A 22,446-nucleotide genomic window follows, 5' to 3' on the forward strand; every position below is an offset into this window, starting at 1 on the left:
GCCAATGGTGAGGCAATCAATCAGATCTTTCTTGCCTCATCGGCCGTCAGCGCGTTCTCCCGCGTGCCGGAAACGATAATCTCCAGCACTTCATGCTCGTCGGTATTCCTGATGTAGCGATCCCCGACATATTCGCCGCGCTTGAGGACCATGACGCGATCGCCCACGGCAAAGATATCGACCAGGCGGTGTGAGATGATGATCTGGGCGACGCCCTGCCTCTTCAGTTCCAGCATGGTTTCGAGCAGCCGGTCCGTCGCCATCACCGAAAGGTTGGCGGTCGGCTCGTCGAGGATCACGACGCGCGGCTCGAACGAGATGGCGCGGGCGATCGCGACGGATTGCTGGCGGCCGCCCGACAGGCTCTCGACCTTCTGATAGACGGAATTCACGTCGACCTTGAGCCGTTTCAGCACGCTGTCGGCTTCCGCATACATCTTCCGCCGGTTGACGAAGGGGCCTTTGAGCGGCCAGCGGCCAAGGAAGATATTCTGGCCGACATCCATGTTGCCGCAGAGCGCGAAATCCTGGTAGATCATCTCGATGCCGACGTCGCGGCTCTCATGCGGGCTCTTGAACCGCACCGGTTGCCCGGCAACGAGGATATCACCCGCATCGCGCTGATAGGCACCGGTCAGGATCTTCATGAGCGTCGATTTGCCGGCGGAGTTGTCGCCGACAAGGCCGAGGATCTCGCCGGGATAAAGCGTCAGATCGACCTTGCGAAGCGCCTGCACGGCCCCGAAGGCTTTTTCGATGCCCCGCATTTCCACGATCGGCGCTGTTGGTGTCGCCTCAGCCATGACTGCTGTCCCCTGTTGGCGCCCCTCTTCTCAGCCGGGTTCGCAGGCGCCCGAGAATGTTGGCCTGGCGCACCCATATGTCGATCAGCACCGCGACGATGAGAATGACGCCGATGAAGACGTTGATCCAGTGCTGCGGCATGCTGAAACCCTGGACATTGAGCTGAAGCAGTGCGCGGACGAGCGTGATGACGGCGGCCCCCGCAAGCGAGCCGATCATCGTGCCGTAACCGCCGAAGATCGATCCGCCGCCGATGATGACGGAAGCGATCGCATCGAGCTCGCGAAACTGGCCGGCGACCGGGTTGAAGCTGCGAAAATAGGCGACGTTGATGATCCCGGCCATGGTTGCGCAGAGCGCCGACAGCATGAGCGAGATGAAGCGCACGCGGTTGGTGTTGATGCCGGCATAAGCGGCAGCGCGCACGTTGCCGCCGGCAGCGCAGACCTTCAGCCCGAACGGCGTATAGGCAAGCATGATGCCGGCGATCACGGCAACGAAAAACATCCAGATCGTCTGAATGCTGACGACCTCGGCCACCGTGCGGATGATCCCCGGCGGCAATGCAAGGCCGAAATGAAGGAGAACGTCGTTCACCTTGCGCCCGAGCAGGTTATAGCCCTCGGGCCAGCCGGTCAGCTGCTGTCCCGCGACGAACCAGGCGGCGAGTCCGCGGGCAATGTAGAACATGCCGAGCGTGGCGATGAAGGCAGGCAGTTTGAAGCCGACGACGACCATGGCGTTGACGGCGCCGGCGGCCGTTCCCGCGAGCAGGCCCATCGTCACAGCGGTGAGCGGGTCGGCGCCGAGCACTTTCAGGAAATAGGCCGCGGTGCTGCCGGCAAGGGCGAGCACGGCACCGACCGAAAGATCGATATCGCCGGCTGCGATGACATAGGTGAGCCCGACGGTGATGAGGGCCAGTTCCGTGTAGTTGAGCAGGATGGCAAAGGTGTTGGGCAGGTTCCACCAGTAATCCGGCCTCAGCGCGAGACCCGTCAGCCACAACACGACGGTCAGGATGATGGCCAGTGCATCGCGGCGGGCGAGAAACTTGCCGAGCCCGGTGGCAGACAGCGCCATGTCGGCCGCCATCGCCCCCTTGGTCTGGACACCCTCGATCGCCACGCCGCCCATCTCGTAGGCCGGCGGGGGCGGCCGGCCAGTGAGCCATGCCCATAGCCGGGCCGCGACCTGGCGCCTGACAAGGACGGGTTCGATCAGCACGGCGATGACGAGAAGGAGACCGAGGAAAACCAGCACGGCGCCTGCAGGCAGGGTGAACTTGGCGCCGACCGAGACGTTTTCACCATCGATCAAGACGATGCGCGTGATCGGCCATCCCTCGCGCAGCACCTTGTCGATCAAGACGACGACCGCGGCACCGAGGCAGGACCCGATCACGCGCCCACGCCCGCCAAGGATCGATGCTCCGCCGATGACGACGGATGCGATGACGGTGAGTTCCCAGCTGACACCGTAGAGAGGGGTGACGCCCTTGTCCTGCGCAGCCGACAGGAGAGCTGCAAGGGTCGCGCAAAGCGAGGAGAGCAGATAGGCGCGAATGCGCACCCAGCGTGTGCGGATGCCGGCATAGACCGCCGCCTGCTCGTTTCCGCCGGTCGCGAAAGTCTCATAGCCCCAGCGGGTCTTCGCAAGCACATAGGCCCCAACGATGGCAATGAAAAAGAAGATCGCGATCTGGTTGTTGAAGCCGAGGATATTCGTCTCTCCGAGGTGAAAGAACAGCGGATGGTCTTTCGCCTTGTCGGAATAATAGATTGCCTGACCATGCGTCAGCGCGAGCACGAAGCCGCGGCCGATGAAGAGGATCGTCAGCGTCGCGATGAAGGCCGGCACTTTCAGGACGGTGACGAGCACGCCGTTGATCAGGCCGATCGCCGTGCCCAAGAGCACGCAGAGGATCACCGACAGGATCACGCCGAAATCGAGAAAACTCGGGGCAAAAAGCCTGGCGAAGACCACGGCGACCAGACCGTAGGTCGAACCGACCGAAAGATCGAGATCCCTGTTGACGATGACGAAAGTCATTCCGACCGCAATAATCCCCACACGGGACGTATCGCGCAGAAGCGCGTGAAGGGCCTCCGTCGATCCGAAAAAGGCCGGATTGACGATTGCCCCCCCGAAATAGAGCAGCGCAAGAAACACGAGGAGCCCCGCCTCCCAGCCGCCGACGAGCTGGGGCGGCGCACGGCCGAGCGATGTCGTCGTGGCGAGCTCCATGAGTTTCTACCGAAAATGCGTTCCTACCGACCGATCCTTGCTTTGACGTGGCGGGACGGCTCGCGCCCTCCCGCCCTGATTTCAGAGTTTCGAACGGCAGTCAGTTCTCGAAGCGTTTGCCGACGTTGGCGACCGTTTCCTTCGTCACGAGCTGGGCACGCGTGTCGAGATTGGCAGCGGCGATACCGCGATCGATCTGGAGATAAAGCTGCATGACAGGCCAGAAGCCCTGCAGGAAGGGCTGCTGGCCGAGCGAGCCGGTCAGGTTCCCCGCGGCGATGCCTTCCTGCTGTGCCGGGCCGAGATCGAAACCGTAAGCGCACAACTTGCCGGTCTTCCCCATCTGGGCAACCGCCTTGACGAGCGGCGGCGTAAAGACGTTGTTGGCCGTGAAGGCGCCGACCACGTCACCGCGGGACTCGAAGAGCGAAACAAGTGCGTTGACGGGGTCGTTCGGGTTCGTGTCGATGCCGACATTTTCCGGACCGGCGTCAACCTTGAAGGCATCGAGCTTGCCGGCATCCTTCAGCGTCTTGACGATGGCATTGAAGGCGGCGGTGACACGGTTGTTCACCTCGATATTGCCCATCGCCGTGGAGGACGGCAGCACGATCGAGCCGCTGGTCGCGCCACTGGCAAGCACGCAATTTGCAAGCGCCTCGCCGCCGATCGCCGCCGCCGACGCATCCTGGCCGGTATGGCTGATCGCGCTCCGGTGCAGAATGTTGCCGTCGAACGAATTGGTCGTCGCGACCGGGATGCCGGCCGCCTCGGCAGCCTTGACGATGTCGTTATAGGCGCCGACCTGCGGCGTCGTCATGATGATGCCGTCGATCGTCGGGTCCTGAATGATCTGGTTCAGGATCTCGAGCTCGCGGGCGGGATCGTCCACGGGCGATTCCGAACCGAGCAGCAATATTTTGGCGCCGATCATATTGCCGGCGGCGATCGCGCCGACATAGACAGGGTCAAAGAAGCCATTGCCTGCCGTGTGCGTCACGATCGCGAAGGTCAAATGACCGTCAGCCGAATGGAAATCCTTCGTGCCGGGGGCCTCTTTTGCGGCTTCCTCAAAGTTGTAGCCGCCAACCGCTTTCTCGACGCTGCCCGACTGCGCAAATGCATGCGGGACACCGAGCGACAGTATCGCGGCCGATGCCGCGTAGAACAATACCCGCCTCATGATTAGTCCTCCCTTGAAACCAAGGGAGGAAAGCCGTCGGGCGCAATTTATCGAGAGTGGGGCCGAAGGCTTATCCTCCCATTTGCTAATATTCTGCGCAATTCCGACCCAAGTAAACGGATAAGTTGATCGTCCTGGCGAATTTATTCGCTTTGGAAGCATCCGACCGGATCATCATCATGCGCAAAGGCGAGATCGTCGAACTGGACGAGGCGCAAGGTCCTCTGCAATCCTCAGCACCCCTGCTCCCGGGCTCTGAAGGACGCCGTACTGACCGCCGATTTCGCTCCGACGTCTTAACGACTTGAGCGAATGCGGCGTGCCATAAGACTGGAAAATGCGAACCGACGCGTGTGTCTTACCACAATCGGCAAAACGCGGATCGCTTGTCCCGTATCGTCATTCGTCCTGGTCACGGCGACCGTGAGAAACACCTCGGCTCCGCCAGAATGCCTCTTCTTCCTGCGCCGTAATATAACCTCCGATCCCCGGGGGGCGCGGCTCCTCTTCATTGGGGTAGCCCGCGACCAGGAAGTCTTCAGCCTCGAGATAGGCCTCTGCTTCAGGGCGAAGTTCGACCTCGAGGACGTGCACGGCAACCTCTTCCGAGTACTCCCTGACCGGCTCTGCATAGGAGTAGGTCGCCCAAGGGAAGAGCTTGGTCATAACATCATGCAGATTGTCTGCCCGAAGGTGATAGTCAATCCGAATATCCGGCTCATCCCTCTCTCCTTCGCCGATATAGATCTGCAGATTGGAAAAGATCGCCGGCGTATCGCCCCACTCGTCCCACACGAAGAACGTCGTCTGATCCTGAACTTCCTCCATAAGTTCTCGATCGAGGGCAAAGGCAGAACGCATCAGCGACTCCTGATCGGAGGCAATGACCTCCTCGAAACAGAGCTTGGCGTTGGCGTCCAGTACGTTGGCGGCCGGAACAACCATCGTCCATCCCAACTCCGTTTCCGTGCAGTTTCCCTCGCCGGCTCTTTGCCATCGTATCATCCCGGTGCTGGCGTCGACGATAACGATACAGACGGGCAACAAGTGCTTCGTCCAGTAATCGAGGTGACTGTGCTCGCCATGATGGATGTACTCGCCACCGTCTTCCGCCCACGATGGTACAGATCTGATTTGAAGTGGCAGGAACTTTCCGGTTGGCCGGCCCCTATCAAGAATTTCGGCGCGGGCATCGATGCCGACCTTCGAATCCGGCAGCCGGCGAAAAGACCACTTGAAATACCGGACAAACACCTTCTCGACAGCATCAATTGCCATGCGGGTCGCGGGGTCAGCCCGACGGCCGTCCAACGCAGTATTATGCTGTCGGCGCGACGGTGGTATCGGTGGCACGATCTGGTGCCAGATGGCCGCGAGCAGCCTTGGCGTCGCCGCGATTAATGTAATGATTGCAATGACTACAGCCTGCAGAAGTCGAACCATCGAAACTGCCCGTCACGAAACGCGGCCCTCCCCGTTCACACCGTCAAGCAGCCCAAGCAGACCCTTGAGGATATCCATCGGCGAAGGGGGACATCCTGGAATATGCAGATCGACGGGCACGACCTTCGAAACTCCGCCGAGGACGGCATAGCTGCCGGCAAAGCAGCCTCCATCACGGCCACAGTCGCCGAGGGCAACGACCCATTTGGGATCGGGCGTGGCAATGTAGGTCCGTTCAAGCGCCTGCGCCATGTTCCTGGTCACCGGCCCGGTAACCAGCAGCACATCGGCATGCCGCGGCGAGGCGACGAAACGAAGACCGAAGCGCTCGATATCGTAGAAAACATTGCTCAGGGCATGCATTTCCAGCTCGCAGCCATTGCAGGACCCGGCATCGACGGCGCGGATCGACAGACTGCGTCCAAGCCTTCGGCGCGCGCTCCTTTCAATGGCTTCAGCGAGCTCTGCCATCGCGGCGTCGGAAACCGTTGGTCTTGGCTCCGTCAGCGGCCGCCGGATGAGACTTTCGAAGAGGAGTTTTCGCATGCCACCCTGCCTTTAGAGATCATGACCGGAGTAGGAACAATTGAACGACTTGTTGCAGAGCGGGAAGTCGGCGACGATATTGCCTTCGATCGCCGCCTCCAGCAGCGGCCACTGAAACCAGGATGGATCGCGCAGATGGCAGCGTTCGATCCTGCCCTCGGGTGCAAGCCGCAGCCAGACCAATATGTCTCCACGAAACCCCTCGATGAGCGCCATACCTTCCCGATGTTCCCCGACGGAAGGGATCGCGGCGAGGATCGGTCCCACCGGAAGGCGGTCGAGGATCTGCTCGACGAGCGACAGGCTCCGCTCGACCTCGCGAATACGGATCCAGACGCGGGCGTTGACATCACCGTCGCTCAGCACCGGAACATCGAAGACCAGATTATCATAAGGCGAGTAGCGCGTGGTCTGCCGGGCGTCGAAACCGCGTCCGGAGGCTCGCCCGACATAGCCGCCCGCACCGTACTCGCGTGCCAATCCGGCACGCAGCCTGCCTGTGCCGACCGTCCTGTCCTGCAGCGAGGTGGTGTTGTCGTAGAGCTCGACCAAGCCCGGAAATCGACGGCGGATTTCTGCAAGCAGGCTTCGCAAGCCAGCCGCTCCATCGCTGTTCAGATCGCTGGTGATACCGCCGGGCACGATGCGGTCGCGCATGAGGCGATGACCGAAGGCGGCATCGGCGGCGCGCAACACACGCTCGCGCAGCATCCCGCAATGCGCCAGCATTATTGAAAACGCCGCGTCGTTGCAGATGGCGCCGATGTCGCCAAGATGGTTGGCGAGCCGTTCCAATTCCGCCATCAGAGCACGCAACCAGTTCGCCCGGGGCGGAACAACGAACCCTAATGCGGCCTCGACAGCCTGCGAAAAGGCATAGGCGTAGGCGACCGTGCTGTCGCCGGACACTCTCCCGGCGAGCTTCGCTCCGCGGACCAGATCCGCACCTGCCAATAACGCCTCTATCCCCTTGTGGACATAGCCGAGCCGTTCCTCGAGGCGGACGACCGTCTCGCCGTTGGCCGTAAAGCGGAAATGTCCCGGCTCGATGATGCCGGCATGCACAGGGCCGACAGGAATCTGGTGCAGGCCCTCACCTTCGGCACGCAAAAAAGCGTAGGGACTGACCTCCGGCAACGCGACCTCGCGCTCTCCAAGCGGGTAGCGCCGATCCCAACGGCCGTGATCGAGCCATGGCCGGCTGTCCGGCAGACCCTGCGGTTCGAGGCCGGTCAGGTCACGGATTGCCCGCTCCAGCCGCAACGCCGGCCGATGCAATTGCGCGACGGAAGGATAGCCGGTGGCCTCCAGCCCTTCCAGGCTGAGAACGCCGATCGCGCCGACCGCTTCATCGAGCAAGGCCATATGAACCGAGCTTTCTTCCCCCCAGAGACCGAGCAGGATCAGACGTCCTTCGGACAGCGCCCGCGTCGCCGATGTCCACAGATCCGTATCGGCGACAGCACGCGGCCACGGAACATGGTGCGGAACGGAACGGCCTTTCTCGAGGATATCACTGAGCATCGACATCTCCCCCGCATCATCGAAGAAGGTTGGCGATATGCTGGAACCAGGCCACCAGCTCTGACGGCAGATAAACGCCAGCGATAAGCACCAGCACGAGATGAGCATACATCGGCAGATAGGATGCCTGGACAGGAGCCATGCTGCCCCGCGGCTTCCCGAACACCGCACCCGTCAGACGCAACAGCAATGCGCCGAAAGCGACCAGCAGTCCGAAGACGAGCGGAATGGCAAGCAGCGGCTGCCTGGCAAAAGCCGAACTGACGATCAGGAACTCGCTCATGAAGATTCCCGCCGGAGGCAGGCCGGCGATGGCGATGACACCGGTCAGCAGGCCCCAGCCGAGCCGCGGATGTGTTTCCGTCAGGCCGCGGATCGCAGAGAGCCTTTGCGTTCCCTTAACTTGAGCAATATGGCCGACGGCGAAGAAGATTGCCGATTTGGTCAGCGAATGCATAACCATATGCAAGAGACCGGCGAAATTGGCGATCGGGCCGCCGAGGCCGAAGGCAAAGACGATGATGCCCATGTGCTCGATCGAAGAATAGGCGAACAGGCGTTTGATATCGCGGCGGCGGTAGAGCATGAAGGCCGCGAAAATCAGCGAGGCGAGCCCCATCGTCATCATCAGCGGACCAGGCGCAAGAGCTGCGGGATTGGCCGACAGCAGCATCTTGAAGCGCAGGACCGCATAGAGCGCGACATTCAGGAGCAAGCCGGACAGAACCGCCGAGATCGGCGTCGGCCCCTCGGCATGTGCGTCCGGCAGCCAGGCATGAAGCGGCGCGAGACCGACCTTGGTGCCATAGCCAAGCAGCAGAAAGACGAAAGCGACATTGAGAAGCGCCGGATCGAAGGCGGAGGCGTGATCGATCAAAATCGTCCAGACCATGGCATCATAGCCTTCACCCACGACCGGCTGCGCCGCAAGGTAGATGAGGATGGTGCCAAAGAGCGCAAAGGCGATGCCGACGCTTCCCAGAATGAAATATTTCCAGGCTGCTTCCAGCGCTTCATGCGTACGGTAGATGCCAACCATCAATACGGTGGTGAGCGTCGCAAGCTCGACGGCAACCCACATCAGCCCGATATTGTTCGACACGAATGCGAGGTTCATGCCGAACATCATGATCTGATACATGGCATGATAGAAACGAAGGTTGGCAGGCGTCAGCCGACCGATCTCCAATTCATGCGCGATGTAGCTGGCACTGAATATGCTGGTGGTAAAGCCCACGAAGCTGTTGAGGACGATGAAGACGATATTGAGATCGTCGACAAGCAGATATTGTCCCGGCGCCGGCCGCGCGGTCACGAACAGGGAGAGAGCAGCAAGCAGGGTCAGAAGGCTTGCGAGCACGTTCAGCCGCGCCGTCATTCGATAGCCGGGCAAAAGCGCCAGAAGCACGGCTGCAGCGATCGGTATCACAAGGACAGCAGTCAGCGTGTCGAAGGCCAGGACGGAGGACAACGCGTTCATTTCCGCCGCCTCCCCTTGAAATCGTCAAGCGCGCGGACATCGACCGTGTCGAAGCGCTCACGGATGCGAAACAGAAAAACGCCGATCACGATAAAGGCGATCAGGATCGAGAAGGCGACACTGATCTCGACGACCAGCGGCATGCCCTTGGCGCCGGTCGCGGCAAGCACCAGGCCATTCTCGAGCGACATGAAGCCCACGACCTGGCTCACCGCGTTGCGGCGGGTGACCATGATCAAGAGCCCCAGCAGCAGGACCGACAATGCAAAGGCGAGGTCCTCCCGTGCCAAAGGATCGGCCTCCGGCGTCACCCGAAGCATCACCACCGTCGCCAAGGCGACCAGGCCGATGCCGGCGAGCATGGTGGGGCCGATGCCGACGACGGTCTCGATCTCGCGGTGGATGCCGAGCTGGCGGATCATGCGATGGAGCACCAAAGGGATGACGATGGCCTTGAAGACGAGGGCGATCGCCGCCGTGACATAGAGATGCGGGGCATCCTGGACGAAAGCCTGCCAGGCCACCGACAGGGTCAATATCAACGAGTGCAGCGCAAAGACATTGAGCAGTGCATAGAGACGATCCTGATAGAGCATCATCATGCTGACCAGGACCAGACCGCCGGCGAGCATATGGGCGATGTCGAAGACCGGGCCGTTCATCACAGGCTCCTTGAGACAAACCGCAGCAGGGTCGCGAGCAGACCGAGCATGAGTGCTGCGCCCAGGAATTCGGGCACCCGGAAGACCCGCATCTTGGCGGTCGCGGTCTCGAACAGGGCAAGGAGAGCGCCGCCGACCGCAAGCTTTGCGAGATAGGCAACTATGCCCACCAGATAGGCAATCGGCCCCTCTCCCACCACGGCGAGTTGCCAAGGCACGAACATGCAGGCGATCAGGGTCATGTAGAGCAGGAGTTTCAGGCACGCAGCCAGCTCGATCATCGCGAGGTGCCGTCCGGAATATTCAAGCACCATGGCTTCGTGCACCATGGTCAACTCCAAATGGGTAGCGGGGTTATCGACCGGGATACGGGCGTTTTCGGCAATCGCGACCATCACGAGGGCGATCAGGGCGATCGCCAGTGAGACGCGCAGGCCCACCTGCGGGGAGGTCATGAAGGCGGCTATGGTCGAAAGCTGGGTCGAGCCCGCGATCAGGGCGAGCGTGAAGATGATCAGCAGCATCGATGGCTCTGCGAGCGTTGCGATCATCGCTTCCCGGCTCGATCCGATACCGCCGAAGCTGGTGCCGACGTCCATCCCGGCAAGCGCGAGAAAGAAACGCGCACTGCCAAGCAGCGCGATGATGGCGATCAGATCCGCCGTCCAACTGAAGATGAGGCCGGTCGCGAAAGTCGGGATGATGGCGGCCGCGACCCATGTGACGGCGAAAATCAGATAGGGCGTTACCCTAAACAGCCATGATGCGTTCTCGGCCAACACCACATCCTTGCGTAGGAGCCGCAGGATGTCGCGGTACGGCTGGATGACGGATGGCCCGCGCCGACGCAGCAATCGCGCCTTGATCAGACGGATGAAACCGGTCAGCAGCGGCGCAAGCGCCACGACGAGCGCCATCTGAACGGTCTGAATGAGAAGAGCGGAGATCACGACCATAGCGCCAGCATCAGCAACAGGAAAACAAGCGCCAGGAAAACCAGGCTCAGATAGCGACGGATCGTCAGGAATTGCAGATGGTTGAGCTTTTCGGCAGCAAAGCCAACGGCACCGATGATCGGAAGGTAAAGCCCCTCCCAGATGAGATCATGGGTCTCGACGACAAAACGCGCCGGGCGGAGATCCCCGGGCGCCGGCATATCTACCTTCTCGCGGGCGCGAAAAACCAGCGTTCCGAAAACACGCCGTACGGGCTGGGCGAAGCTGCTCGCGGTATATTGCGTTGCCGGGCTGATCTCCGGAAAGCCGCAGTCCCACGCGGGTGCCCGGCGCAAGCCTCGCGACGCGAAGCGGTGGATGAGATAGGCCGTCAGCGACGCCGAGAACAGGGTGAACAGGAATACCAGAAGACCGTTATAGGAGCTGCGGCTTTCCACGATCGGCACGATCGATAACCACGGAATATCGGTCTGTACGGGCATCCGGTCTCCGATCAGCGACAATGTCACAGGTGCAAGCCCGTCGATGACGATCCCCGGCAGGATGCCTGCCAGAAGACACAACGCGGCCAGTACAGACATCGCCGTAAGCGAAAAGCGATCGACCTCCACCGCCTGCTCGGCCGTGCTGGTACGAGGACGGCCGAGAAAGGTCACGCCGAATGTCTTGACGAAACAGGCAGCCGCGAGCGCTGCCGATAAGGCAAGTATGCCGCCTACCGCCGGCACCAGAATCTTCAAGCCCCATTGTGGTACGGCGGGGCTTTGCAGGATGGCCTGGAACGCCAGCCACTCGGAAACGAAGCCGTTGAATGGCGGCAGGGCCGAGATCGCGACGCAGCCGACGAGGAAGACGACGCTGGTGACCGGCATGCGATGGATGAGGCCACCGAGCTTGTCCATGTTCCGTTCGCCCGTCGCCGTCAGTACTGCGCCGGCGCCGAAAAAGAGCAGGCTCTTGAAGAAGGAATGATTGAGGACATGAAACAGTGCGGCAGTCAGCGCCAAGGCCGCCGCCAGTTCCATACCGTTCGCCTTGAAAGCAAGCGCCAGCCCGAGGCTGACGAAGATCACCCCGATATTTTCGATGGTGCTGTAGGCGAGCAGCCGTTTCATATCGCTCTCCATCAGCGCCTGCAGGATGCCGAGCACAGCGCTCCCGCTGCCGATGATCAGCACGACGATACCCGACCACCAGGTCGGCATGCCGAGCAGATCGAAGACCACCCGGATGAAACCATAGACCGCGACCTTGGTCATGACGCCGCTCATCAAGGCAGAGACATGGCTTGGGGCTGCGGGATGGGCGAGCGGCAACCAGGCATGCAACGGCACGAGACCAGCCTTGGAACCGGCGCCGAGCAGCAGCAGGATAAGCGCGAGTCCGACCGCAAACGGCGTATGCGCGGATCCCCGCATGGCCGCGAAACCATAATCGCCGGCAGATCCTGCAAGCAGGCCGAAGGCGAGCAGCAGGACAAGCGTGCCGAAGCTTGCCATGACGATATAGACGTAGCCGGCCTTCCGATTATCGGCATCGCGATGGTGGGCCATCACCAGCGCCCAGGAAGCAAGCGACATGAACTCCCAGGAAATAAGGAAGGTGAAGGCATCGTCCGCCAGAACCACCAGGTTCATGCCGGCAAGGAAGGCTGGAAAGAACGGCAGCACGCGACGGGGTGCATGCTCATGCCGGCCGTATCCAAGGGCGTAGAGAGCCGAAAGCACACCGCCGAGATTGACGACCATCAGGAAGAAGGCTGCAAGCGCATCGATCCGGAAATGGCTCCCAAGCCATGGCAGACCTAAAGGGAGGACTATTGTCGGCGCCTCGGCCACGGAGAGAGCCGACGCGAGATAGGCGAGCGCAAAAACGAAAGCGACAGCGCAGAAAACCAGGCTTGCGACATAGACGACAGGCGTGGACGCGGCCGAACGACCGATCGGCACGGCAAGTACTGCCGTCCCAAGCAGCGCGGCCACACATGACAACAGGACGGAAACCGATGTCATGGGTCATCCCTCGCTGCTGGAAAGGGCTTTGACGGCTCCCCCGCTCCGCTCTCGGATGACTTGAGTTTCGCCCTGAGCCTTACGCCCCGCCCACCATTCGCGCTGACAGCCCCCTCGTTGATCACCTCGACACCGGCGCTTTCCAACGCAGCCAGCAGACGCATCAGGGAGTCGACATTGCCCCGCACCACGTCGAGGCTCGCCTCCATGCGCTGAATTGTCGGAACAGAAATTCCCGCCAGTTCGGCCAGCTGGCGCTGGTCGATACCAAGAAGAGCCCGGGCGGCCCGCATCTGAGCTGCAGTGATCACGATTGAAACATCGCTTATCTTGCACAGACTCTGACAATTGACGCTTATGATGTGCCTATTGATGTCCAAAATCAATATTCTGATGCATCAGCCTCGTTTTCAGATTGCCGGTTATTTGTTACTCCCGGCTGAGCTAGCCGGCTTGAGACGAAAAACGGGCGAACGCGCTGCGGCGGCGGCGCGCCTACCGCCGTCACGTCTACCGATATCGACGCAGCGCTAGAAGAAATCGAGCCCGTGCGATCCGGCGACGGCGCCGAATGCCGTGATGGCTGCAAGCAGCAGAAGCACTTCGTGCAGCCGGCTTACGCGGCGGAAGGCCGTTTGCGAATCTCGGCGCGCAGTCTCCTGGAACTTTGCATGGAGACGCGGTTCGATCACGAACAGCATGATCATGAAGATGAACCACAGGCCGAACATCGCCGACAGCCACCAGAAATGCAGGTCGGCGAAACGATCCCAGAGCTCCATTCTGTAGGTCATCCAGAGACCGGTTATACCTGCGAGCGGAATCGAGATGCGCACCTGCGCCGAAAAATGGCGCTCGGTGACATCGAACAGCAAATGCGCTTCTTCATTGATCCGTTGCGATCTCGCGATCGGCAATACGACCAGCGTCACGAAACTCAATCCGCCGATCCAATGAATGACGGCAAGGACGTGCAATGCGCGAGCTATCACGATGTCGTCCATCATTTACCCCTCACGCGCCGACCGCCATCGCTTCGTCCGATGGCCAGGATGCCGGGCACAGACGCTCTGCAGCCGCCACCCGATCGGACGCAAAATCCGATAGCTTGATCTCCCTGGCAAATCCGGCCGCGAATTGCCGAAACGGCATCAGGTTGATTTCCGGAATTCCGATCAGAACCGGAATTGAAAGTTCCAGTGCCCTGGTCATCAGCGACCTGAAGCCCCCGCCCTCCACTTCGGTTTTTCCGAACTTGCAGAGGACAAACAGATCGGCCCCGTCAGACAGGCGGGCTTCCACGGCCTCGCAGGCATTCAGCAGCCGGTCGGTATTCAGCACGCATCCGCGAGCATGAGGACCACGATCATCGGAGATCGCGCTGATGTCACCGGTCGAGAGATCCCGCAGATAGATGTCGCATTTCGCGCGGCTGGGCCTTAGCTGGCTGTGCTGGACAAGGCCGGCCAGGCGCAGGCCTCGAGCGGTCATTACATCGGTGACCTCCTGTAGAAAAGCCTCGAAGTCCGAGCCCTTGGGATAGACGATCGCTGTGATCGGGAAGCGTGGCTGAACGGTTTGCATGCATATCTCCTCAAACAGAAGACAGGCCGGAGGATACGATTGCCGACCGGGAATCGAAGCAGGAAGAAGGCAGAGGGGCAGGCATCGTCACAGCGTCCCCTGCTCCAGGACGGTCTTACGCAGGATGGACCGAACGGCGGCAAGCCCCGGATCTTCAGCGCGATTCATGATGCCGACCAGTTGGACGAAATCATCATCCGACGCCATTTCCAGGAATGACCGGACGACCGTCGCAAGATAGTCGGGCGGGTCCATGGCTTCGGCGGCGGCCGCCTTTTCGAGCCGCTCGTCCAAGCCTTCCATGCCGAGCGCGCCGACCAGCGCGGTCATGACCTCAGGATTGTCGAGGGAGGCAATGAGAGCTCCGAACATGACATCTCCTTACTGCACCAGAGGGGTTGCGGCACCATCGAGGGCGATACCGCTGATATCGGCGCGACCGATCAGCAGCGAAATATACTGGGCTGTCGCCTGCCGGCGGACATGCTCCTCGAGATATTCGCCGATGGGGCCTTTGACCGCCTCGAACGGCAGGAGCGAACCGTCAATTTTCCGCACCAGCCGGATGAGGTGAACGCCGTAGCGGGTTTCAACCGGGGCCGATATTTCTCCGGGGGTGAGGCCAACCAGCGCAGCCTCGAATTCCGGTGTCGTGTCTCCGGGGCTGATCTGGCCAAGGCTGCCGCCGACCTCGCGCGAGGGGCAATCCGAACAATCCCTGGCGAGGCCTTCAAAACGCTCCGGCTCCCGCACCAGGACGGCAGCAAGAGAAGCCGCCCGGTCCTGTGCCTCGGCGAAGGCGGCAGCATCCTCGTGCCTCGCTGCGACCAGGATATGATCCGCCTCGAAAAGCGGCGGTGTGATGAAGCGCTTGCGGTTGTTCTCGTAGAAGCGGCGCAGCGTTTCGTCATCTGCGCTCGGAACTTTCACCTCTCGTTCCAGGAGCGCGCGCAGCAACGCATCCTCGTCGGTTTCCCGCCGCCCGTCCGCATCCGCCTGCGGTTCGGCGGCAATAGCGAGACGTCGTGCTTCCTCCAGCAACAGCTGGCGAATGACGAGCGCCCGTGTTGCGGCGTGCCAGGCCGCACCCGGATTGGCGGCCGGGAAATTCTGTGTCTCGGCAGCGATCGCCTTGCGGGAAATCGCAACGCCATTGACGCTCACTGGTGGCATGGTCACGGGCGCGACGGACCGGGGCGGCGCATGCTCGTGCCGGTGATCGTGGCCCTCTTGGGTGGGCGTGGTACGGTCGATGACGATGGAAACCATGGCCGTTACTCCGCCGGATGCCTGTAGGAACGGGCTGGATGCCGTTCACGCGTGAACCGGCTGCGCACGACCTGATAACCGGGACGGCCGAGATACCAGACCGGCGCGCTCCAGATATGGACCAGCCGGGTGAAGGGAAACAACAGGAAGATCGTCATGCCGAGCAGCAGATGCATCTTGAAGATCGGATGCACGTCCGCGACATAGGCCGCCGCAGCCGGCTGCAGGGTCAGGATGCCCTGTGCCCAATTCATGAACTTCACCATCTCATGGCCGTCCATGTGGTTGAGGGACACGAAGATGGTCGAGAGGCCGAGCGAGAGCTGCAGCCAGAGAATGAGCAGGATCGCCATGTCGCCGAAGCTCGAGGTGGCGCGGATGCGCGGATCGAAGAAACGGCGATGCGCAAGAAGCGATATGCCGATGAAGCAGGCGATGCCGGCCAGACCGCCGATGACGATTGCAAGCCCCTGCTTGAAGCTGTGCGGAATGCCGAGCGCATCGAAAATGACGATCGGCGTCAGCAGGCCGCCGGCATGGCCGATGAAGATCACCAATATGCCGATGTGAAAGAGGTTCGACCCCCAGCGCAACTGGCTGCGGCGAAGCAACTGCGAGGAGCCGGTCTTCCAGGTATATTGCTCGCGATCGAAGCGGATCAGGCTGCCGAGCAGGAAAACGGTGAGGCAGAAATAGGGATACCAGCCGAAGAATACGGAATTGATCGTCTCGGACATCATCATTCCTCCTTCAAGGGGCATTGGCGCGCACGTCGCGGCGGGCGGCCCGCATACGGGTCTGAAGTCGTTCGCTGGAACAGCCGTCCATGCCGCTGTTTCCGGGACCGAAGGTGACGGCTGTTTCTTCCCATTCCGCATCGAGTGCCGCGAGATCACTGTCCGGTACCCTGGAGAGATCTTCGTCGTCGGAAACATTAAGCGAGACGCCGGCCACACCGCGAATGGCAGTCAGGACGGCAGCATAGGGAGAGCCCCGGGATGCAAGCCGCTCTTCCAGCGCCCCCAGGATATGGATGGTTTCGGAAAGAAGGTTCAGGGCTTCCTCCAACGGCTGCGTCGATAGATATTCCAGGAAAAGCGGCAGATAGTCCGGCAGTTCGTTGGCGGCGAGCACCAGCCCACCTTTCTCGTAGAGCGCGGCGAGATCGACCATGGCCTGGCCCCGATCGCGGCTTTCGCCGTGCACATGCTCGAAGAGATGCAGCGAGAGGCGCCGCGTCCTGTCGAAGAGCTCGACATAGCGCTCCTGCAGGTCGAAGAGATCGAGCGAACCGAGATCATCGAGAAGCGGCTGTAGTGCGGCTGCGGCGGCTGTCGGCAACAACCTCTCGGAGGCGATTGCGGCTTCGATCTCCGGCACTGCGGCGCAGAGCTCTTCGGACGGATAGGTCAGCAGCGCGGAAAGCGCCCGAAAGGTGAGACTCCCCTGTCTATCGGCCATCATGCGATCTCCATCGGGTTAGAGGCTTTCTTCGTCTGTTTTCCACCGAAGAGATTGGTCTCGCTCGTGCCGTCGGAGCAGCCATTACCGAAGGAGAAGCCGCAGGAGCCGCGCAGATCATAGGCATCCTCGCTCCATTCGCGGTGCGCCGTCGGGATGACGAAGCGATCCTCGTAATTGGCGATCGCCATGATCCGGTACATGTCTTCGATGTCGTCGCCGGTCAGCCCGACCTTTTCCGCGATACGCTCGTCGATGCGCCCGTCGATGGACTTGACGCGCATATAGCCACGCATGGCGAGCATGCGTTCGAGCGCCAGGGCCACCGGTTCCTCGTTGCCGGCCGTCAGCAGATTGGCGAGATATTGCAGCGGAATGCGCAGCGAGCGGACATCCGGCATGTCGCCGTCGAGACCCATCTTGCCGGCAGCAGCGGCCGACTGGATCGGCGAAAGCGGCGGCACGTACCAGACCATCGGCAGAGTGCGGTATTCCGGATGCAGCGGGAAGGCCACCTTCCAGTCCATCGCCATCTTCCAGATCGGCGATGTCTTTGCCGCCTCGATCCAGGCTTCCGGCACGCCATCGGCGCGGGCCTGGGCGATCACCTCCGGATCCTTCGGGTCGAGGAAGAGGTCGAGTTGCGCCTGATAGAGATCCTTCTCGTTCGGCACGCTCGCCGCCGCCTCGATGCGGTCGGCATCGTAAAGCAGCACGCCGAGATAGCGGATGCGCCCGACACAGGTTTCCGAGCAGACTGTCGGCTGGCCAGCCTCGATGCGCGGATAGCAGAAGATGCACTTCTCCGATTTGCCGGAAGACCAGTTGTAATAGATCTTCTTGTAGGGGCAGCCGGAAACGCACATGCGCCAGCCGCGGCACTTGTCCTGGTCGATGAGAACGATGCCGTCCTCCTCCCGCTTGTAGATGGCACCCGACGGACAGACGGCGGCGCAAGCCGGATTGAGGCAATGCTCGCAAAGCCTCGGCAGGTACATCATGAAGGTGTTTTCGAACTGGCCGTAGATTTCCTTTTCGACGCCTTCGAAATTGACATCCTTCGAGCGCTTCTCGAATTCGCCGCCGAGAATCTCCTCCCAATTCGGACCCCATTCGATCTTCTCGATGCGTTCGCCCGAGATGGCCGAGCGTGGACGCGCGGTCGGGAAGGCTTTCGACTCCTTGGCCGTGTGCAAATGCTCATAGTCGAAGGTGAAGGGCTCGTAATAGTCGTCGATTTCAGGCAGGTCCGGATTGGCGAAGATGTTAGCGAGGATGCGCCATTTCGCGCCCATTTTCGGTTCGATGCGGCCATTGCGCTTGCGCCGCCAGCCGCCGTTCCATTTCTCCTGGTTTTCCCATTCGCGGGGATAACCGACGCCGGGCTTGGTCTCGACATTGTTGAACCAGGCATATTCGACGCCTTCGCGGCTGGTCCAGACGTTCTTGCAGGTGACGGAACAGGTGTGACAGCCGATGCATTTGTCGAGGTTCAGCACCATCGCGATCTGGGCACGGATCTTCATTCTGCAGCCTCCTTGGATGCATCCGTTGAGAGCGGCTCTTCGAGCCAATCGATCCTGGACATTTTGCGAACGACGATGAATTCGTCGCGATTGGAACCCACGGTTCCGTAATAGTTGAAACCGTAGGCGAGCTGGGCGTAACCACCGATCATGTGGGTCGGCTTCAGGACCGTACGCGTCACCGAATTGTGGATGCCACCGCGATTGCCTGTTAGCTCGGAGCCCGGCGTGTTTATGATTTTCTCCTGGGCATGATACATCAGCATCATGCCCTGCTTGATGCGCTGAGAAACGACAGCACGGGCTGTCAGCGCGCCATTGGCGTTGAAGACCTCGACCCAGTCATTGTCGACGATGCCGGCAGATTTGGCGTCCACCTCCGAGATCCAGACGACCGGACCGCCGCGATTGAGGGTCAGCATCAAAAGATTATCGCTATAGGTGGAGTGGATGCCCCATTTCTGATGCGGCGTCAGGAAATTAAGGACGATTTCCTTGTTGCCGTTCGGCCGGCGATCCTTGACGACGCCGATCGTCTTCAGGTCGACAGGCGGCTTCCAGGTGACGAAGCCCTCGCCGAAGGCCCGCATCCAGAGATGATCCTGATAGAGCTGCTGGCGGCCGGTAAGAGTGCGCCATGGGATCAGCTCGTGTACGTTCGTATAACCAGCATTGTAGCAGACCTTCTCGCTCTCGATGCCCGACCAGGTGGGCGAGGAGATGATCTTGCGAGGTTGCGCCTGGATGTCGCGATAGCGGATCTTCTCGTCTTCCTTGGGAATGGCGAGATGGGCATGGTCGCGGCCGGTCGCCTTCGACAGGGCCTCCCAGGCCTTCACCGCCACTTCGCCATTGGTCTCCGGCGCGAGCATCAGGATGACTTCGGCGGCATCGATATCGCTATCGATCTTCGGCAGACCCTTTGCTGCGCCTTCCGAATGCACGCCGTTGAGGGCGCCAAGGGCCGCGACCTCATGTTCGGTCTTCCAGTTGATGCCTTTGCCGCCATTGCCGATCGAGGTCATCAGCGGCCCCAGCGCCGTATAGCGGGCATGGATGTTCGGGTAGTCGCGCTCGATGACGGCAACCGATGGCATGGTGCGGCCCGGAATCGGCTCGATCTCGCCGCGTTTCCAGTCCCTGACGTCGAAAGCCTGGGCCATCTCACCGGGACTGTCGTGCTGGATCGGTGTCAGGACCACGTCCTGCTCGACGCCGAGCACCTCCGGAGCAACACGCGAAAAGGCCTTGGCGATCCCCTTGTAGATCTCCCAGTCGGAGCGTGCCTCCCAGGCCGGATCGACCGCCGCCGACAGCGGGTGGATGAAGGGGTGCATGTCGGACGTATTGAGGTCGTTCTTTTCGTACCATGTGGCGGTCGGCAGAACGATGTCGGAATAGACGCAGGTGGTCGACATGCGGAAGTCCAGCGTCACCAGAAGATCGAGTTTGCCGCGCGGTGCCTCGTCGTGCCAGGCGACCTCCTTGTTGCGGACGGCGCCTTCAGGCCCGAGGTCTTTGCCCATGACGCCGTTTTCGGTGCCGAGCAGATGCTTGAGGAAATATTCATGGCCCTTGCCCGACGAACCGAGCAGGTTCGAACGCCAGACGAACATGTTGCGCGGCCAGTTGGCCGGATCGTCAGGATCGTCACAGGAGAGTTCGAGCTCGCCGGATTTCAGCGCTTTCGCCACATAATCCTTCGGCTCGAGACCGGCCGCCTTCGCCCTGCCGGCGATCGAGAGCGGATTGGCTTTCAATTGCGGTGCCGATGGCAGCCAGCCCATGCGCTCAGCACGGACGTTGTAGTCGATGAAGCTGTTTTCCCAATCGCCTTCCGGCGCGGTCGGCGAAAGGATCTCGGCCGCCGTCAGTGTCTCGTAGCGCCACTGATCCGTATGGGCATAGAAGAAGGAGGTCGAATTCATGTGACGCGGCGGGCGAGCCCAATCGAGGGCGAAGGCGAGCGGCGTCCAGCCGGTCTGCGGCCTGAGTTTCTCCTGGCCGACATAGTGGGACCAGCCGCCGCCCGACTGACCGATCGCTCCACAGAAGACCAGGAGATTGATCACGCCGCGGTAGTTCATGTCCATGTTGTACCAATGGTTCATGCCGGCGCCGATGATGATCATCGAGCGTCCCTGGGTCTTTTCGGCATTGGTGGCGAACTCGCGGGCAACAGTGATGATCGCGTCGCGCTTGACGCCGGTGATGCGCTCGGCCCAGGCCGGCGTGAACGGCAGGTCGTCATTATAGTCACGGGCGACGTTTTCACCGCCGAAGCCGCGATCGAGGCCGTAATTCGCCATCATCAGATCGTAGACGGTCGCAACCTTGACCAGCTTGCCGTCGGCATCGGCAATCGTGCGGACAGGGACGCGGCGGGTGAGGACTTCGCCATGGTCCGTCGCGACGAAATGCTCGGTGGCGCGACCGCCGAAATAGGGGAAGTCCACGTCTTCGACGGCTGCGTCCTGGTTTGCAAGCGTGAGCTTGAGACGGACGTCTCGGCCCTGCCCATCCTTTTGGTCGAGGTTCCACTTCGCCTGTTCGCCCCAGCGATAGCCGACCGAGCCCAGGGGAGCGACGAGCTCGTTCGTCTTTTCATCGATGGCAACGGCCTTCCATTCCGGATTGTTGGTCTCGCCGAGCGCACCGTCCAGCTCGGAAGCACGCAGCAGGCGCTCGGGGACCAATCTGCCCTCCCGCTCGACGAGCCGGACGAGGAACGGCATGTCGGTATAACGTCGGGTATAATCGTCGAAATAAGGAACGGACCGGTCGAGATAATATTCCCGCAGGATGACGTGACCCATGGCAAGCGCGAGTGCCGCGTCGGTTCCCTGCTTCGGATTGAGCCAGATATCGGCAAATTTCGTCGCCTCGGCATAGTCGGGGCTGACGACGGCGCTCTTGGTGCCCTTGTAGCGGACCTCGGTGTAGAAATGCGCATCCGGCGTGCGGGTCTGCGGCACGTTGGAACCCCAGACGATGATGAAGCCGGCATTGTACCAGTCGGCACTTTCGGGCACGTCGGTCTGTTCGCCCCAGGTCTGCGGGCTTGCAGGCGGCAGGTCGCAATACCAGTCGTAGAAGGACATGCAGACGCCGCCGAGCAGCGACAGATAGCGCGAGCCCGCAGCATAGGAGACCATGGACATGGCCGGGATCGGCGAGAAGCCGATGATGCGGTCCGGACCATGCGCCTTGACCGTATAGGCATTCGCAGCCGCGACGATCTCGGTGACTTCATCCCAGCTGGCGCGGACAAAGCCGCCGTGACCGCGGATGGACATGTAGGACTTGCGCTTTTCGGCATCCTCGACGATCGACGCCCAGGCCGCAACCGGCGACATGGTCCCCCGCGCCTTACGCCACAGTTTCAGGAGCCGCCCGCGGATCATCGGATATTTCACACGCGCGCCGGAATAAAGATACCAGCTGTAGGAAGCGCCACGCGCGCAGCCGCGCGGCTCATGGTTCGGCAGGTCCGGCCGCGTGCGCGGATAATCCGTCTGCTGGGTCTCCCAGGTCACGATGCCGCCCTTGACGTAGATCTTCCACGAACAGGAGCCCGTGCAGTTCACTCCATGCGTGGAGCGAACGATCTTGTCGTGCTGCCAGCGCTTGCGGTAGCCGTCCTCCCAGGAGCGATCCTCGCTGGTGACGATGCCGTGGCCGTTGGAGAACTGGCCGACATTCTTCCGGAAGAAGGCGAGCCGGTCGAGGAAATGAGACATGTTTTTCTC

The 22,446-nt window shown here is 61.3% G+C and carries 19 protein-coding genes and 1 pseudogene; 1 reads left to right on the top strand and 19 read right to left on the bottom strand.

The genetic code is table 11. The annotated features are described in order from the left end of the window. Positions 1 to 20: 20 nt before the first annotated feature. The 3 genes from FHT82_RS02275 to FHT82_RS02285 all read right to left on the bottom strand — a co-directional run bounded on the left by FHT82_RS02275 (position 21) and on the right by FHT82_RS02285 (position 4,234). A complete protein-coding gene (locus tag FHT82_RS02275) occupies positions 21 to 803 on the bottom strand; it encodes an ATP-binding cassette domain-containing protein (RefSeq protein WP_183725926.1) in 783 nt (260 codons plus the stop codon). Further along, positions 796 to 3,051, bottom strand: coding sequence for an ABC transporter permease (locus FHT82_RS02280; protein WP_183725928.1), 2,256 nt, complete (start codon positions 3,049 to 3,051; stop codon positions 796 to 798). Before FHT82_RS02280 ends, FHT82_RS02275 begins: the two co-directional genes overlap by 8 nt. Positions 3,052 to 3,151: 100 nt before the next feature. Next, positions 3,152 to 4,234 carry a substrate-binding domain-containing protein gene (locus FHT82_RS02285; RefSeq protein WP_183725930.1) on the bottom strand — a complete coding sequence of 361 codons (1,083 nt, stop codon included), beginning with the start codon at positions 4,232 to 4,234 and terminating at the stop codon, positions 3,152 to 3,154. A gap of 161 nt (positions 4,235 to 4,395) precedes the next feature. On the opposite strand from FHT82_RS02285, the pseudogene FHT82_RS30225 reads away from it, so the two are divergent. Further along, positions 4,396 to 4,534: pseudogene (locus FHT82_RS30225) on the top strand (ABC transporter ATP-binding protein); the annotation flags it as partial. Positions 4,535 to 4,633: 99 nt separating this feature from the next. On the opposite strand, the gene FHT82_RS02290 reads toward FHT82_RS30225, so the two are convergent. The 16 genes from FHT82_RS02290 to FHT82_RS02365 all read right to left on the bottom strand — a co-directional run bounded on the left by FHT82_RS02290 (position 4,634) and on the right by FHT82_RS02365 (position 22,437). Continuing rightward, positions 4,634 to 5,677: a DUF4365 domain-containing protein gene (locus FHT82_RS02290; protein WP_183725932.1), complete on the bottom strand. Its 1,044-nt coding sequence runs from the start codon at positions 5,675 to 5,677 to the stop codon at positions 4,634 to 4,636. 12 nt (positions 5,678 to 5,689) lie between these two features. Beyond that, positions 5,690 to 6,223: an NADH-quinone oxidoreductase subunit NuoB gene (gene nuoB, locus FHT82_RS02295; RefSeq protein ID WP_183725934.1), complete on the bottom strand. Its 534-nt coding sequence runs from the start codon at positions 6,221 to 6,223 to the stop codon at positions 5,690 to 5,692. Between the two features lie 12 nt (positions 6,224 to 6,235). Next, positions 6,236 to 7,753 carry an NADH-quinone oxidoreductase subunit C gene (locus FHT82_RS02300; protein ID WP_183725936.1) on the bottom strand — a complete coding sequence of 506 codons (1,518 nt, stop codon included), beginning with the start codon at positions 7,751 to 7,753 and terminating at the stop codon, positions 6,236 to 6,238. A gap of 10 nt (positions 7,754 to 7,763) precedes the next feature. After that, entirely contained in the window at positions 7,764 to 9,227 is a 1,464-nt protein-coding gene (locus tag FHT82_RS02305; RefSeq protein WP_183725938.1) for a hydrogenase 4 subunit F, read from the bottom strand. Then, positions 9,224 to 9,889: a hydrogenase-4 component E gene (locus FHT82_RS02310; RefSeq protein WP_183725940.1), complete on the bottom strand. Its 666-nt coding sequence runs from the start codon at positions 9,887 to 9,889 to the stop codon at positions 9,224 to 9,226. The genes FHT82_RS02305 and FHT82_RS02310 overlap by 4 nt, the downstream gene beginning before the upstream one ends. Then, positions 9,889 to 10,845: an NADH-quinone oxidoreductase subunit H gene (locus FHT82_RS02315; protein ID WP_183725942.1), complete on the bottom strand. Its 957-nt coding sequence runs from the start codon at positions 10,843 to 10,845 to the stop codon at positions 9,889 to 9,891. Before FHT82_RS02315 ends, FHT82_RS02310 begins: the two co-directional genes overlap by 1 nt. Then, on the bottom strand, positions 10,836 to 12,857 hold the full coding sequence (gene hyfB / locus FHT82_RS02320; RefSeq protein WP_183725944.1) for a hydrogenase 4 subunit B: 2,022 nt from the start codon (positions 12,855 to 12,857) through the stop codon (positions 10,836 to 10,838). Before hyfB ends, FHT82_RS02315 begins: the two co-directional genes overlap by 10 nt. Beyond that, positions 12,854 to 13,168 carry a helix-turn-helix transcriptional regulator gene (locus FHT82_RS02325; protein WP_348647573.1) on the bottom strand — a complete coding sequence of 105 codons (315 nt, stop codon included), beginning with the start codon at positions 13,166 to 13,168 and terminating at the stop codon, positions 12,854 to 12,856. Before FHT82_RS02325 ends, hyfB begins: the two co-directional genes overlap by 4 nt. 219 nt (positions 13,169 to 13,387) lie before the next feature. Further along, on the bottom strand, positions 13,388 to 13,864 hold the full coding sequence (locus FHT82_RS02330) for a DUF4149 domain-containing protein (protein WP_210276642.1): 477 nt from the start codon (positions 13,862 to 13,864) through the stop codon (positions 13,388 to 13,390). A 7-nt stretch (positions 13,865 to 13,871) separates the two neighbouring features. Continuing rightward, positions 13,872 to 14,441: a DUF2478 domain-containing protein gene (locus FHT82_RS02335; protein WP_183725946.1), complete on the bottom strand. Its 570-nt coding sequence runs from the start codon at positions 14,439 to 14,441 to the stop codon at positions 13,872 to 13,874. An 87-nt stretch (positions 14,442 to 14,528) separates the two neighbouring features. Continuing rightward, positions 14,529 to 14,813 carry a hypothetical protein gene (locus FHT82_RS02340; RefSeq protein WP_183725948.1) on the bottom strand — a complete coding sequence of 95 codons (285 nt, stop codon included), beginning with the start codon at positions 14,811 to 14,813 and terminating at the stop codon, positions 14,529 to 14,531. 9 nt (positions 14,814 to 14,822) lie between these two features. Further along, positions 14,823 to 15,710 (bottom strand): peptidylprolyl isomerase, encoded by an 888-nt coding sequence (locus FHT82_RS02345; protein ID WP_183725950.1) that lies wholly within the window; start codon positions 15,708 to 15,710, stop codon positions 14,823 to 14,825. A 5-nt stretch (positions 15,711 to 15,715) separates the two neighbouring features. Next, entirely contained in the window at positions 15,716 to 16,447 is a 732-nt protein-coding gene (gene narI / locus FHT82_RS02350; protein ID WP_183727226.1) for a respiratory nitrate reductase subunit gamma, read from the bottom strand. 13 nt (positions 16,448 to 16,460) lie between these two features. Continuing rightward, positions 16,461 to 17,174 carry a nitrate reductase molybdenum cofactor assembly chaperone gene (narJ, locus tag FHT82_RS02355; RefSeq protein ID WP_246698032.1) on the bottom strand — a complete coding sequence of 238 codons (714 nt, stop codon included), beginning with the start codon at positions 17,172 to 17,174 and terminating at the stop codon, positions 16,461 to 16,463. Further along, positions 17,171 to 18,697, bottom strand: a complete 1,527-nt coding sequence (gene narH / locus FHT82_RS02360; RefSeq protein WP_183725952.1) for a nitrate reductase subunit beta — start codon at positions 18,695 to 18,697, stop codon at positions 17,171 to 17,173. Before narH ends, narJ begins: the two co-directional genes overlap by 4 nt. Next, positions 18,694 to 22,437, bottom strand: a complete 3,744-nt coding sequence (locus FHT82_RS02365) for a nitrate reductase subunit alpha (RefSeq protein WP_183725954.1) — start codon at positions 22,435 to 22,437, stop codon at positions 18,694 to 18,696. The genes narH and FHT82_RS02365 overlap by 4 nt, the downstream gene beginning before the upstream one ends. Positions 22,438 to 22,446 lie beyond the last annotated feature (9 nt).

The sequence above is a fragment of the Rhizobium sp. BK275 genome, from assembly GCF_014193555.1.
In the GTDB taxonomy this organism is placed as follows: Bacteria; Pseudomonadota; Alphaproteobacteria; order Rhizobiales; family Rhizobiaceae; genus Rhizobium.